Origin of the sequence: Enterobacter sp. BNK-22 (assembly GCF_048684805.1) — a bacterium.
Taxonomy (GTDB): domain Bacteria; phylum Pseudomonadota; class Gammaproteobacteria; order Enterobacterales; family Enterobacteriaceae; genus Enterobacter; species Enterobacter quasiroggenkampii.
The window spans coordinates 2,588,843-2,601,972 of sequence record NZ_JBLQTT010000001.1 but is presented as its reverse complement, the minus strand read 5'-3'; the positions used below and the strand labels follow the sequence as shown (position 1 = coordinate 2,601,972).

Here is a 13,130-nt window from a genome sequence, read left to right as displayed (position 1 = left end):
GTGTTAATACAGTGGCGAATATGGCTCGAGTATAGGAACTAAGGGGCGTAAAGAAAGAATATCACGAAAAGTTTAAACCTTTCCGCTGTCAAAAAGACCGGGTTACTCATCGTGGCGGAAGTTGTGACCGAGTCGGTGACCCAGCGAGAAATAGTGGCGAAATAGATAATAGAGGGGGTTCCATTTCTCCACATTAAATTTTACTCCTCTCTGAGTACGAATTAATAATGCCTCAGATATGTGGACGCAGGTTATCGTGGCATCAACGGACACCAGGTTCCCCTGCGAACCGGTCAGGGGCGATATCCCGAAAACCTTAGCCTCTATTTGTACAGGACACTCTTTAATTCTCAAGGAGTTAATCGTCACCGCCTTTTCCTTATGGAAATTCCCGCAGCTAAATTTGTCCTGTTCAAAAACATATCCCATTTTTTTCTTCCATTCCGGTGGCGATGCTTTTCCCGTTTTATTTGCGATAGCTTCTATATTCGGCCAGAGCCTGCTGTCCGGGATGTTCAGAACAATATCGGGGTTACCTGTGATATTTTCATAACACTTTCCGGAGGTGCCAAGCCCGAACACGATATTCCGGTCGAGGATCCACCACGAGGAGACCGGGCTCAGGTTGGTTGAACCGTCAGGATTTTGGCTGGAGATAATGGCGACCGGTGTACCAAAATATAAAGAAGCAAAATCGACCTGCTGGGTTTTCATTTTATCATCCTCTGATTAACGAAGGCCCAGTCTACGTTGTGCAAACGTGCGTTACTTCGGTGAAGCGCGAAGTAAAACGCGCCTCACGGAATTTCCAGGAGCGCAATATTAACCACTTCTTTCTGAGCAGGGGGAAGACATCACGTTCAGCCTTTAAGGAAATAAGAACGTGTGAAATTATGAGCCCATATATGCAGGTCTCCTGGTTTACCTGCCCTTATTTTTGTAAAGCATCGAGACGCAAGCGCCACAAATCATAGCGTTCTTCTCCCGGTTTAACGGTTCCCGCGAAGTGGTCATTGAGGCGACTCGAGGTAAATACCAGGTCTCCGTTCGGACGGATTGCCGGCGTGTCTGGCCAGCGCACCTCTTCGCTTGCCGCAATTAGCGACATGGAATGGGTTTCAGGATCGTATCTGACGATACCATTGCGTGTGACATCGGTAATGTAGAGGTTACCTTTTACATCTGTCACCATTCCGTCGGTGTTGCCCCCCACGCGACCCAGATCGCGGATCTGCCCGGCAATTTGCGCATTGGTTGACGCAGGCTGCCTCAGTATCGCAGTTGGTACCGCATAGGCGTGCGTGCCGGTTGTCACCGTCCAGTACAGCGTGCCCGCATCGGGTGAAAGCGCAATACCATTGATACCAATCAGTAATGGTTTACCAGGCCAGACTTCAACCCCGTGCGAGACGACGTTTACGCCTGGCTCAATCTGCAGCGCAGGATGACGATCGAGCACGCGCCGGGCTGTACCGGTAGCGAAATCGACGATAATTAGTCCCACCTGGTTTTCAGGCGCACTCCGCGAGCCGCTGTCGGAGATATAGGCGACACGGCGGTTCTCATCGACCACCACATCATTCAGAAAGCTGGCCTTGCGGTCCGCTACGTCGTCCAGGGCGATACGTTTGATGGTGCGGCCAGAGCGGAGATCCAGTACGACCAGTTTCTGCGCCCCCGTGGGGGACTCTGTTTCGCCTGCAACAAACCCCATGTCCAGTGCCCATAGCCAGCCGTTTTTACGGTCAATATAAAAACCGAGCACGTTCCGCAGGCTCTGAGCGGGATCGGTGTTCACCGCATTCCCCTCGCGGGAGGGAAACGCCGTCAGGCGGGCAGGGCCAGACTGCGCCGTCGTATCCAGAATGCTTAACGTGGCGGGTGCTGCGGCGGAAACCAGGCGGGGCGTGCTGACAAAGGCCCTGTCCATTGCATCAAAGTGGATACCTGCAATAGGTGCATTGACCGAACCGGAAAACGTCGCAGGAATCTTCCCGTCTTGAGCGGTATCCCAGCTCACACCGGCATAGCTTCGCCAGCGCTCCAGAGGCGGGTGGTTCGCCGCGTTGACAACACTCGGGAAAGCGAACAACGCCGCCATTGCGATGGCGGGCAGAATAAGGGGGCGGTTGAACATTGACAGGCTCCAGTAGCGCGTTCAGGTGATGAATGCTGGCCACTTTACTCATCGCCCAACGGGAGATAAATTAGCCAAATTGAAAAACATTTGTTCCTGAGAGAGCAAAATGAGCCGGAAATTCGATTACCTCGGCGACGTAGAAGTCTTCATTGCTGTGGTTGAGCACGGCTCGTTTACTGCCGCAGCGGTTGCCCTTTCAACCACCCCTTCGGTACTGAGCCGCGCGGTCACCCGTCTGGAAGCGCGTCTTGGACGGCAACTGTTACAGCGCACGACCCGCCGGGTGGGGCTGACTGAAGCCGGACGCGTCTATCTTGAGCAGGCGCGTTCTGCGTTTTCTCTGCTCGATGACGCCGAACGCGTTGGCCGGGGTCAGGAGGGCGATCTGACCGGTCGCGTGAGAATGAGTGTCCCAACCACCTATGCCCACTACCGCCTGCCGCCGCTGCTGGCGCATTATAATCAACGCTACCCACGCGTACAGGTGGAGCTGAACATTACCAATCGCAACGTTGACCTGATCGCAGAGGGGTTCGATCTGGCGATCCGTCTGGGACAGTTGCCTGACAGTGGACTTGTGGCGCGTAAGCTGGAAGACGCGTCATTGCTCCTGGTCGCCTCCCCGGACTACCTGCATCGGAGAGGAAAGCCTCAGACGCTGGAAGAGCTGCAGCGCCATCAGTGCCTGCCGTTTATCATGCCGCGCACCGGGCGTATCGCCCCCTGGGTATTTCATGATGAAGGGCGCGATATTGACTGGATGCCGGGTTCAGCTATCGAAATATCAGACGATGTACTCGGCGTGGTTTCGCTGGCGGAGCAGGGGATAGGGATCTGCCAAAGCTATGAATTTATCGTCCGCGACAGAATACAGGGCGGCCAGTTAGTTGAGGTGCTGCCGCACCTTCGGGGACGATCGCGACCTTTCTCCGTGCTGTTTGCCCCGCACCGACGTCAGTCAGCAGCCACCCGGGCAATGATTGACCTTCTGACCCGACAAGAATGACAAGGACGAGTCCACCATGAAAAAAGCGCGTTTTTCCTTTTGGATCCCTCTCATCGCGGGCGGGATAGCACTGATATCGGCTTTTGTGGTCTGGTCAGTCAACATTTACCGCGTGACATACCTTTCGATCCGCGGGGAGCAGTACCTTGCCTGTGCGGCGTTGCTGCTGGCGCTGGTGCCGATGGTCTATTTCATCAGAAAGGGGAGACTGAAAGGTAAGCGCCTTGCTGACGCGGTAAAAATCTACCTCGGCTTCTTTATTTGCAGCCTGCCGGTTGCCATGTTCGCGGTCTTTACAACGGCCTGGCTGCTGGAGGGGGACTATTCGGCCTGGAGCAAACCTTACCGGTATGAGTCCAGTACCCGCCACACCTGCTCGGGTGCGGAAGTCTACGAGCCGGAATTAAAGAAAGAGATCCGCATCTGTAACCCGCAGGGTAACGTTTATTCCGATACCACCCTGTATATGGAAAAGCGGAGCAATGCCCTGGGGATTGTCGTGCTTTGGGCTATCACGCGCGCCTGAATCGGGGAAAGTCAGGGCGCGAGAATCAGCGTCAGCCCGCCTCCAGCATCCCAAAACTCACAATCCGCGCGCGTCCCAGCTCTTTTGCCCGGTATAGCGCCACATCCGCAGCGCGCAGCAGGTTGTCGGTCTGGGCATGTTGTGGGTAGCTGGCAATGCCAATCGACACGTCCACCGGCCCAATCTCGGTCAGCCCGTAGCGAAGCGACAGCTCATGCACGCCGGTGTAAATCTTCTGCGCGCAGGCGTACGCTTCTGCTTCATCGGCACCGGAAAGCAGCACCAGAAACTCCTCGCCGCCGTAGCGGAATGCCAGCCCGTTGTCATGTGCGGCGCGCTGAACAATTGACGCCACGCTTTTGATCACCAGATCGCCCGCTTCATGGCCGAAACGGTCATTAATGCTCTTGAAGTGGTCGATATCAATCATCATGCAGCTTAACGGTACGCCAGTGCGTATCGCCTGTGCCGTTTGGGTTTGCAGGGTATCTTCCAGATGATGACGGTTACGCAGGCCGGTGAGCGGGTCAAACAACGCTTTTTCCAGCAACGCGTCGCGCAGACGCTGGTTGGCCAACGCCAGCCCGAGCGCCTCGGCCATCAGCTCCAGATACGCGCGGGAAGGGGCATTGTCCGCCGTGATATTCTGGAAGGAGAGCAGGCCAATGGCCTCGCCCTGAGCGATAAGCGGCACGCAAAGCGCGCTTTCCGCCTGGGATGCCGGAAGATGGTAGCAGGCAATATCCGGCTCGCCGTTCACCGGCGGGTGACTCTGCCCGCGACGCACGGCCCAGCACTCGTCCGGGTGGAACGTCGTCTCTTCACCCACCGGCGAAAGCCATTGCGCGACGCAGCGCATCTGCCACGGCTCGCGGTCAAGGACGTAGAGGCGGCCCGCGATCCCCGGCGCGATATTGGGGGCAAACAGCTCCGCCACGTTAATCACATCGTTAAAGTTCTCACACCCCTGCAGCCGCTGGGTCATGCGCGCCAGCAGCTCGCGGATGGCCCAGTCGGCATCGCGCTCTTTTTCCAGACGCTGACGCGCCAGGCCGTTTTCACGGAAGATGCTGATGGCCTGAGCCATATCGCCTATCTCATCGATCTGGTTGAAATTGGGCGTTTCAACCGCGTAATCCTGGGATGCCAGACGGTGCACCACGTCGCTCAGGCGCACTACGGGGCGCAGCACGCGGCGCTTTAATATAAAGCCGAGTACAAACAGGAACAGCAGGGCGGTCAGGCCGACCGTCAGCTCAGAGGCGGTACGCAGCGCTTTCGATTTTTTTGTCGCATCTTTTACGGAGCCGATAACGCGCTTGTCGAGTATCTGGCGAAAGTGATCGATCTGATTCTGTGCGCGATCCAGCTCCTGCTCATAGGGCTGACCATAGAGCAAGGCAACGGCCTGGGCGTCTTCACCGCGTTCCAGGCTGGCGAGGGCGGTTTGCTGCTCGTCCTGCAGCTCATCGACGATCTTTATTCCTTCATGCAGCAGGGCCAGTTCTTCATCCGATGCGCCGTTATCCTGCAGCTTTTCCAGCCGAAGCTCGATGCGCTTCAGGCTGTTTTCTGCCTGGTTATATTCCTTGAGCACCTGAGGATCTTTTTTAATGACGTACAGCCGCGCTAAATCAGACTGCGCCCAGATATCGGTTTCGATATCTTCCGTCAGCTGATCAAATTTCTGCCGTTGTTCAACGGCCTGACGTTCGAGGGTATCCGCACTGGACGCCATCAGCATGATGATGCCGGAGGCGATGGTCAGGCAGACCGTGGCACCATAGGCCCAGTTTGTTATCGTCGCGATTCGCACCAGATGATCCTTTTACGACATGAGTAGGATGGCGTTCTTCAAATTATAGAAAACGTCTGATTTAAGGCGAAAAAAAAGGCGGCACAGCGCCGCCTGGTGTGGTCTTTATCGTCACGTCCTTACAAATCTGGAGGATTTTTTCCTTCTTCGATGAAATCCGCGTCCAGCTCTTCGACGTTGCCTTCGTGATCGCGTCCGGAGAAGAGGTTCCAGCAGGCGATAAACAGCGCGGCGATGAGCGGCCCAATCACAAAGCCGTTAATGCCGTACAGCTCCATGCCGCCGAGGGTGGAGATCAGAATCAGGTAGTCCGGCATTTTGGTGTCTTTCCCCACCAGCAGCGGGCGCAGAATATTGTCCACCAGCCCGACGACGATCACGAAGAAACCGACAATAAACAGCCCCTGCCAGATCTGGTGCGTGGCGAACAGGAAGATAGCGGCGGGCACCCAGACAATCGCCGAGCCGATGGCGGGCACCAGGGAAAGGAACGCCATCAGTGCGCCCCAGAGCACGCTGCCGTCGATACCGGCAATTGCAAAGGCAATCCCGCCGAGGATGCCCTGAACCACGGCCACCGCCGCCGTCCCTTTTACCGTGGCGCGTGACACGCCGACGAATTTGGCGAACAGGTGCTGCTTCGCGAAGTCGGACAGGGGCAGGGAGTCGAGGATCTGGCGTACCAGATACGGGCCGTCTTTCAGCAGGAAGAACAGCAGATACAGCATGATGCCAAAGCTAATCGCAAAGCCAAACGTGCCTTTGCCGATCAGGAACGCGCTGCCGGCGAGATACTGTCCGCCCTGCAGCGCGACATCGGAGAGTTTTTTCTGGATCTGCGCCGCGTTGGTCAGGTTGTGATCCGCGAGGAAGCCGCTGGCCCAGTCAGGCAGGTGGTTGAAGATGCTCGCCACCACTTCCGGGAACTGGGTGTTGTTCTCCTGCAGTTTGGTGTAAACCACATTCAGCTCAATGGCGAGCGAGGAGAGGATCACCATCAGCGGAATAAAGACGATCAGGCAGATAATGCCGATGGTCAACAGCGAGGCCAGCCCGTTGCGCTCCCCCAGCGCGGTGCGCAGCTTGTTTTTTACCGGGTTGAAGATAACGGTCAGAATGGCGGCCCACAGTATCGCGGAGAAGTAGGGCGACAGCACGTCGAAGAAGGCCCAGGTCACGAGGGCGAGAATGAAAATAAAGAAACCTTTAGTCAGTCCGTTAAAGCGCATCAGTCAGTCCTGGTTACTAAGAAACTGTGACGACTATAGAACCGATTGTGAGAATTACCAACCTTGCACCGGGTGGCGGCTGCGCCTTACCCGTCCTGCGGGCAGTGTTACGGTATGACTTCGCGCTTTACGGATACCACTTTCGACTGACCGAAGATCGCCTTTTCCCGCACCATGCTGTAAGTATCTGCTTGCGGAGGTGCTTATGGCCTGGCGTCCGATTCTCTATGTCATCCTCACAACCCATCCCAGACTCAGCGCGCGGCGCGCCCGTTTGCGTCTGGTCATCTAGCTTTTTATTAACAATCGCGGTATAACACACCTTCTTTGGATGTTTAGATGTCCATACGTATAGAAGGTAATATGCAAACACAACAAGAAAATGGGCAGCTTAAGCGCACCATGAAAACACGCCACCTGATCATGCTCTCGCTGGGTGGCGTGATTGGGACAGGGTTATTCTTCAATACCGGCTACATCATTTCCACGACCGGGGCAGCGGGCACGCTGCTGGCCTATCTGATCGGCGCGCTGGTGGTCTGGCTGGTGATGCAGTGTCTGGGCGAACTCTCCGTGGCGATGCCGGAAACCGGCGCGTTCCACGTCTATGCCGCGCGCTATCTTGGCCCGGCGACGGGCTACACCGTGGCGTGGCTCTACTGGCTCACCTGGACGGTAGCGCTCGGCTCGAGCTTTACCGCCGCGGGCTTCTGCATGCAGTACTGGTTCCCGCAGGTGCCCGTCTGGGCGTGGTGCGTGGTCTTCTGCGTGGTGATTTTTGGCCTGAACGTCATTTCCACGCGCTTCTTTGCGGAGGGTGAGTTCTGGTTCTCCCTGGTGAAAGTCATCACCATCATCGCCTTCATTATTCTTGGCGGCGCGGCGGTCTTTGGCTTTATCCCGATGCAGGACGGTTCCCCCGCGCCGGGCTTAAGCAACATCACCGCCGAGGGCTGGTTCCCGCACGGCGGCCTGCCGATCCTGATGACCATGGTGGCGGTGAACTTTGCCTTCTCCGGGACCGAGCTTATCGGTATTGCCGCAGGGGAAACGGAAAATCCGCACAAGGTGATTCCGGTCGCGATCCGTACCACCATTGCGCGCCTGATCATCTTCTTTATCGGCACCGTGTTTGTGCTGGCGGCGCTGATCCCGATGCAGCAGGCTGGCGTGGAAAAGAGCCCGTTCGTGCTGGTGTTTGAAAAGGTCGGTATTCCTTACGCGGCGGATATTTTTAACTTTGTGATTCTGACGGCGATCCTCTCGGCGGCGAACTCCGGGCTGTACGCCTCCGGGCGCATGCTGTGGTCGCTCTCTAATGAGAAAACGCTCCCGCGCTGCTTTGCCCGAGTGAACAAAAACGGCGTGCCGCTGACGGCGCTGTCGGTTTCTATGCTCGGCGGCGTGCTGGCGCTGTTCTCAAGCGTCGTGGCGCCTGACACTGTGTTTGTCGCGCTCTCGGCGATTTCTGGCTTTGCGGTGGTGGCCGTCTGGATCAGCATCTGCGCGTCGCACTTCGTTTTCCGTCGTCGCCATCTGCAGTCCGGGCAGCCGCTCTCTGCGTTGCAGTACCGCGCGCCGTGGTATCCGCTGGTACCGGTGCTCGGTTTTATCCTCTGCGTGGTGGCCTGTGTCGGCCTGTGGTTTGACCCAAGCCAGCGCATTGCCCTTTATTGCGGGATTCCGTTTGTCGCCCTGTGCTATGGTGCCTACTATCTGACCCGAAATATGACATCGCAGGAGCCCGAACATGTCGCAGAATAATCCGCTTACCGCCCTCCTTGAAAAGCAGCCGTTTGTGGTGCTGGATGGCGCGATGGCGACGGAGCTGGAAGCGCGCGGCTGTAACCTGGCAGACAACCTCTGGTCTGCCAAAGTGCTGATGGAAAACCCGGAGCTTATCCGCGAAGTGCATCTTGATTATTACCGCGCAGGTGCGCAGGTGGCGATCACCGCCAGCTATCAGGCCACGCCTGCGGGTTTTGCGGCGCGCGGCCTGGACGAGGCGCAGTCCCGGGCGCTGATTGGCAGAAGCGTGGAGCTGGCGCGTAAGGCGCGTGAAGCGTATCTGGCTGAAAATCCGCATGCGGGCACGCTGCTGGTGGCGGGATCCGTTGGACCGTATGGTGCCTATCTGGCGGATGGCTCAGAGTATCGCGGCGACTACGTGCGCAGTGCGGAAGCCTTCACCGACTTCCACCGTCCGCGCGTGGAAGCGCTGCTGGATGCGGGCGCTGACCTGCTGGCCTGCGAAACGCTGCCGTCTTTTGCCGAGATTAAGGCGCTGGCGGCCCTTCTGGCCGGGTATCCCCGCGCCCGGGCGTGGTTCTCTTTTACCCTGCGGGACAGTGAACACCTGAGCGACGGCACGCCTCTGCGTGACGTGGTCAGCGCGCTGGCCGACTCTCCGCATATCGTCGCGCTGGGCATTAACTGTATCGCGCTGGAAAACACCACGGCGGCACTGAAGCACCTGCAAAGCCTGACGTCGCTGCCGCTGGTGGTCTACCCGAACTCGGGCGAGCATTATGATGCGGTGACCAAAACCTGGCACCACCACGGCGAAGCGTGCGAGACGCTGGCGGGGTATCTGCCCCAGTGGCTGGACGCCGGCGCGAAGCTGATTGGCGGCTGCTGTCGCACTACGCCGAAGGATATTGCTGAGCTTAACGCGAAGCGCTGAGTTTTTTGCCGGGTGGCGGCTGCGCCTTACCCGGCCTACGGATCGCACAATATGTAGGCCGGGTAAGCGTAGCGCCACCCGGCATAAACAAACGCACAAAACCAACTATCCTTTCCCGCTTTTTATCTAAAAACGAATCGTTATGAGCGATTCATTTTTATTCCTTTATCAAAATTCCCGCGTTGGAAATACTGCCCTCATAACAACAAGGGGAGCAGGCACTATGGCAATTTCATCGCGAATCACACTACTCGGCGCACTGGCGCTGTGGGCATTTCAGGCGCAGGCGGTGGACGTCACCGTCGCGTATCAAACTTCTGCGGAACCGGCGAAAGTCGCGCAGGCGGATAACACCTTTGCCAAAGAGAGCGGCGCGAAAGTTGACTGGCGCAAGTTCGACAGCGGCGCGTCCGTGGTGCGTGCGTTAGCCTCCGGCGACGTGCAGATCGGCAATATCGGCTCCAGCCCGCTGGCGGTTGCGGCCAGCCAGCAGGTGCCGATTGAGGTGTTCCTGCTCGCCTCGCAGCTCGGTAACTCTGAAGCGCTGGTGGTGAAGAAAAACATCACCAAACCGGAAGACCTGATCGGCAAACGCATCGCCGTGCCGTTTATCTCCACCACCCACTACAGCCTGCTGGCGGCGCTCAAACACTGGGGCATCAAGCCGGGGCAGGTACAAATTATTAACCTCCAGCCGCCGGCGATTATCGCGGCCTGGCAGCGCGGCGACATTGACGGGGCCTATGTGTGGGCACCGGCCGTGAACGAGCTGGAAAAAGACGGCACCGTGCTGACCGACTCCGAAAAAGTGGGCCAGTGGGGCGCGCCAACGCTCGACGTGTGGGTCGTGCGTAAAGACTTCGCCGAGAAACATCCTGAGGTGGTGAAAGCCTTCGCGAAAAGCGCGATTGACGCCCAGCAGCCGTACATCAGTAACCCGGATGAATGGCTGAAGCAGCCCGCCAACCTGGAAAAACTCTCCCGCCTGAGCGGCGTACCGGAAGCGGACGTACCGGGGCTGGTGAAGGGCAATACCTATCTGACCCCCGCGCAGCAGGTGCAGCAGCTGACCGGGCCGGTAAACAAAGCGATTGTTGATACCGCCACCTTCCTGAAAGAGCAGGGCAAAGTGCCCGCGGTAGCGACGGATTACAGCCAGTACGTGACCGATCGTTTTGTGAAATAAGGAGTCCGCCATGCTGAATATTACAAATCTGTCTGCTGATTACGGTGGCAAACCCGCGCTGGAGGAGATCAACCTGACGCTGGACAGCGGTGAACTGCTGGTGGTGCTGGGTCCGTCCGGATGCGGAAAAACCACGCTGCTGAATCTGATCGCCGGGTTTGTCCCTTATCAGCATGGCTCCATTCAACTGGAAGGCAAAAAAGTGGAAGGCCCCGGCGCCGAGCGCGGCGTGGTCTTCCAGAATGAAGGCCTGCTCCCGTGGCGCAACGTGCAGGAAAACGTGGCGTTTGGGCTGCAGCTTGCGGGTATCAATCGTGAACAGCGGCTGGAAACGGCGCGGGCGATGCTGAAAAAAGTGGGGCTGGAAGGCGCGGAAAAACGCTATATCTGGCAGCTTTCCGGCGGCCAGCGACAGCGTGTCGGGATTGCCCGCGCGCTGGCAGCGAATCCGCAGCTGTTGCTGCTGGACGAGCCGTTCGGGGCGCTCGACGCCTTCACCCGCGAGCAGATGCAAACCCTGCTGCTGCGCCTCTGGCATGAGACGGGCAAGCAGGTGCTGTTGATTACCCACGATATCGAAGAGGCGGTGTTTATGGCCACCGAGCTGGTGCTGCTGTCCCCGGGGCCGGGCCGCGTGCTGGAGCGCTTGCCGCTGGATTTCGCCCGCCGCTACGTCGCGGGGGAACCCGTGCGCAGCATCAAATCCGATCCGCTGTTTATCGAACAGCGTGAGTACGTTTTAAGCCGCGTGTTTGAACAGCGGGAGGCCTTCTCATGAGCATCGTCTTCAGTGAAAAAACGCGCCGCACGCGTCTGGCGCTGCGCTGGCCTTTCTCACGTCAAATCACGTTGAGCGTCGGCACGCTACTGGTGCTGCTGGCGGTGTGGTGGGCAGTTGCTGCCCTGCAGTGGGTCAGCCCGCTGTTTCTGCCGCCGCCGGGACAGGTGCTGGCCAAACTCATTACCATCGCCGGGCCGCAGGGCTTTATGGATGCCACACTCTGGCAGCACTTGGGTGCCAGCCTGGCGCGCATTCTGGTGGCGTTGCTGGCGGCGGTGATTATCGGCATTCCCGTGGGGATTGCGATGGGGCTGAGCCCGACGGTGCGCGGCATCCTCGACCCGCTGATTGAGCTTTATCGTCCGGTCCCGCCGCTGGCCTATCTGCCGCTGATGGTGATCTGGTTCGGCATCGGTGAAACGTCAAAAATCCTGCTGATCTATCTGGCGATTTTTGCCCCGGTGGCCATGTCGGCGCTGGCGGGCGTGAAGAGCGCCCAGCAGGTGCGGATCCGCGCGGCGCAGTCGCTGGGAGCCAGCCGTACGCAGGTGCTGCTGTTCGTGATTTTACCGGGCGCACTGCCGGAGATTTTAACCGGGCTTCGCATCGGCCTTGGCGTGGGCTGGTCCACGCTGGTGGCGGCGGAGCTCATTGCGGCCACGCGCGGCCTTGGGTTTATGGTGCAGTCGGCGGGAGAGTTCCTGGCGACTGACGTGGTGCTGGCAGGGATCGCGGTGATCGCCGCGATCGCCTTCGGATTAGAACTGGGGCTGCGCGCGTTACAGCGCCGTCTGACGCCCTGGCATGGAGAAATACAATGAGTGAACGTCTGACCATCACCCCGCTGGGGCCGTACATTGGTGCACAGGTGTCGGGCCTGGATGTGACCCGTCCGCTGAGCGATAACCAGTTTGAGCAGCTGTACCACGCGGTGCTGCGCCATCAGGTGGTGTTCCTGCGCGAGCAGGCGATCACCCCGCAGCAGCAGCGCGCGCTGGCCCTGCGCTTTGGCGATCTGCATATCCACCCGGTCTATCCGCATGCGGAAGGGGTGGAGGAGATTATCGTCCTCGACACCCACAACGATAACCCGCCGGATAACGATAACTGGCATACCGATGTGACCTTTATCGACACACCGCCTGCGGGGGCGATTCTGGCGGCGAAACGGCTGCCGGAGACGGGGGGCGATACGCTGTGGGCCAGTGGGATTGCGGCGTATGAGGCGCTCTCCGCGCCGCTTCGGACGCTGCTGAGCGGGCTGCGGGCGGAGCACGACTTCAAAAAATCGTTCCCGGAGTACAAGTACCGTAAAACGGAAGAGGAACATCAGCGCTGGCAGGAAGCGGTGGCGAAGCATCCTCCGCTGCTGCACCCGGTGGTGCGGACCCATCCGGTGACGGGCAAACAGGCGCTGTTTGTGAACGAAGGGTTCACCACGCGCATCGTGGACGTGACGGAAAAAGAGAGTGAGGCGCTGTTAGGTTTCCTGTTTGCGCATATCACCAAACCGGAGTTCCAGGTGCGCTGGCGCTGGCAGGAGAACGATCTGGCGATCTGGGATAACCGCGTGACGCAGCATTATGCCAATGCGGACTATCTGCCGCAGCGCCGGATTATGCAGCGGGCGACGATTTTGGGCGATAAGCCGTTTTATCGTCCTTAACCCCGTCGCACCCGTAGGCCGGGTAAGCGCAGCGCCACCCGGCGAAAACGGTGCACAATTGCCGGGTGGCGGCTACGCCTTACCCGGCCCCCAAAAT

Annotated in this window: 12 protein-coding genes; 8 read left to right on the top strand and 4 right to left on the bottom strand. The window is 58.4% G+C overall.

Annotated features, from left to right (window positions below):
- Positions 1 to 102: 102 nt before the first annotated feature.
- Both ACMGGE_RS12320 and ACMGGE_RS12315 read right to left on the bottom strand, forming a co-directional pair.
- Positions 103 to 714, bottom strand: coding sequence for a flavin reductase family protein (locus ACMGGE_RS12320; RefSeq protein ID WP_420293807.1), 612 nt, complete (start codon positions 712 to 714; stop codon positions 103 to 105).
- A gap of 217 nt (positions 715 to 931) precedes the next feature.
- Positions 932 to 2,137: an L-dopachrome tautomerase-related protein gene (locus tag ACMGGE_RS12315; RefSeq protein ID WP_111967268.1), complete on the bottom strand. Its 1,206-nt coding sequence runs from the start codon at positions 2,135 to 2,137 to the stop codon at positions 932 to 934.
- A 109-nt stretch (positions 2,138 to 2,246) separates the two neighbouring features.
- Between ACMGGE_RS12315 and ACMGGE_RS12310 the strand changes: the two genes are divergently transcribed.
- Positions 2,247 to 3,146, top strand: coding sequence for a LysR family transcriptional regulator (locus tag ACMGGE_RS12310; protein WP_420293806.1), 900 nt, complete (start codon positions 2,247 to 2,249; stop codon positions 3,144 to 3,146).
- 16 nt (positions 3,147 to 3,162) lie between these two features.
- Complete coding sequence (locus tag ACMGGE_RS12305) at positions 3,163 to 3,672, top strand: hypothetical protein (protein WP_420293805.1); 510 nt, start codon at positions 3,163 to 3,165, stop codon at positions 3,670 to 3,672.
- A 31-nt stretch (positions 3,673 to 3,703) separates the two neighbouring features.
- Here the strand turns inward: ACMGGE_RS12305 and ACMGGE_RS12300 are convergent, their stop codons facing one another.
- Together ACMGGE_RS12300 and ACMGGE_RS12295 are read right to left on the bottom strand one after the other, a co-directional pair.
- On the bottom strand, positions 3,704 to 5,488 hold the full coding sequence (locus tag ACMGGE_RS12300) for a diguanylate cyclase (RefSeq protein WP_063620906.1): 1,785 nt from the start codon (positions 5,486 to 5,488) through the stop codon (positions 3,704 to 3,706).
- Positions 5,489 to 5,607: 119 nt separating this feature from the next.
- On the bottom strand, positions 5,608 to 6,717 hold the full coding sequence (locus tag ACMGGE_RS12295; RefSeq protein ID WP_420293804.1) for an AI-2E family transporter: 1,110 nt from the start codon (positions 6,715 to 6,717) through the stop codon (positions 5,608 to 5,610).
- 363 nt (positions 6,718 to 7,080) lie between these two features.
- Here ACMGGE_RS12295 and mmuP point away from each other — a divergent pair, with 363 nt between their 5' ends.
- The 6 genes from mmuP (at position 7,081) to tauD (ending at position 13,033) form a co-directional block, all read left to right on the top strand.
- Positions 7,081 to 8,481, top strand: coding sequence for an S-methylmethionine permease (mmuP, locus tag ACMGGE_RS12290; RefSeq protein WP_008503244.1), 1,401 nt, complete (start codon positions 7,081 to 7,083; stop codon positions 8,479 to 8,481).
- Positions 8,468 to 9,400 carry a homocysteine S-methyltransferase gene (gene mmuM / locus ACMGGE_RS12285; RefSeq protein ID WP_420293803.1) on the top strand — a complete coding sequence of 311 codons (933 nt, stop codon included), beginning with the start codon at positions 8,468 to 8,470 and terminating at the stop codon, positions 9,398 to 9,400. The genes mmuP and mmuM overlap by 14 nt, the downstream gene beginning before the upstream one ends.
- 223 nt (positions 9,401 to 9,623) lie before the next feature.
- Positions 9,624 to 10,586: a taurine ABC transporter substrate-binding protein gene (gene tauA / locus ACMGGE_RS12280; protein WP_001018397.1), complete on the top strand. Its 963-nt coding sequence runs from the start codon at positions 9,624 to 9,626 to the stop codon at positions 10,584 to 10,586.
- A gap of 10 nt (positions 10,587 to 10,596) precedes the next feature.
- A complete protein-coding gene (gene tauB / locus ACMGGE_RS12275; RefSeq protein WP_069720213.1) occupies positions 10,597 to 11,364 on the top strand; it encodes a taurine ABC transporter ATP-binding subunit in 768 nt (255 codons plus the stop codon).
- On the top strand, positions 11,361 to 12,188 hold the full coding sequence (gene tauC / locus ACMGGE_RS12270) for a taurine ABC transporter permease TauC (protein ID WP_048225831.1): 828 nt from the start codon (positions 11,361 to 11,363) through the stop codon (positions 12,186 to 12,188). Before tauB ends, tauC begins: the two co-directional genes overlap by 4 nt.
- Positions 12,185 to 13,033: a taurine dioxygenase gene (gene tauD, locus ACMGGE_RS12265; protein ID WP_045909818.1), complete on the top strand. Its 849-nt coding sequence runs from the start codon at positions 12,185 to 12,187 to the stop codon at positions 13,031 to 13,033. The genes tauC and tauD overlap by 4 nt, the downstream gene beginning before the upstream one ends.
- The last annotated feature ends 97 nt before the right edge of the window (positions 13,034 to 13,130 follow it).

Excerpts from the sequence above, each read along its gene's own strand:
- ACMGGE_RS12320 (WP_420293807.1), bottom strand. The coding sequence starts at position 714 with ATGAAAACCCAGCAGGTCGATTTTGCTTCTTTATATTTTGGTACACCG.
- ACMGGE_RS12315 (WP_111967268.1), bottom strand. The coding sequence starts at position 2,137 with ATGTTCAACCGCCCCCTTATTCTGCCCGCCATCGCAATGGCGGCGTTG.
- ACMGGE_RS12310 (WP_420293806.1), top strand. The coding sequence starts at position 2,247 with ATGAGCCGGAAATTCGATTACCTCGGCGACGTAGAAGTCTTCATTGCT.
- ACMGGE_RS12305 (WP_420293805.1), top strand. The coding sequence starts at position 3,163 with ATGAAAAAAGCGCGTTTTTCCTTTTGGATCCCTCTCATCGCGGGCGGG.
- ACMGGE_RS12295 (WP_420293804.1), bottom strand. The coding sequence starts at position 6,717 with ATGCGCTTTAACGGACTGACTAAAGGTTTCTTTATTTTCATTCTCGCC.
- mmuP (WP_008503244.1), top strand. The coding sequence starts at position 7,081 with ATGCAAACACAACAAGAAAATGGGCAGCTTAAGCGCACCATGAAAACA.
- mmuM (WP_420293803.1), top strand. The coding sequence starts at position 8,468 with ATGTCGCAGAATAATCCGCTTACCGCCCTCCTTGAAAAGCAGCCGTTT.
- tauA (WP_001018397.1), top strand. The coding sequence starts at position 9,624 with ATGGCAATTTCATCGCGAATCACACTACTCGGCGCACTGGCGCTGTGG.
- tauB (WP_069720213.1), top strand. The coding sequence starts at position 10,597 with ATGCTGAATATTACAAATCTGTCTGCTGATTACGGTGGCAAACCCGCG.
- tauC (WP_048225831.1), top strand. The coding sequence starts at position 11,361 with ATGAGCATCGTCTTCAGTGAAAAAACGCGCCGCACGCGTCTGGCGCTG.
- tauD (WP_045909818.1), top strand. The coding sequence starts at position 12,185 with ATGAGTGAACGTCTGACCATCACCCCGCTGGGGCCGTACATTGGTGCA.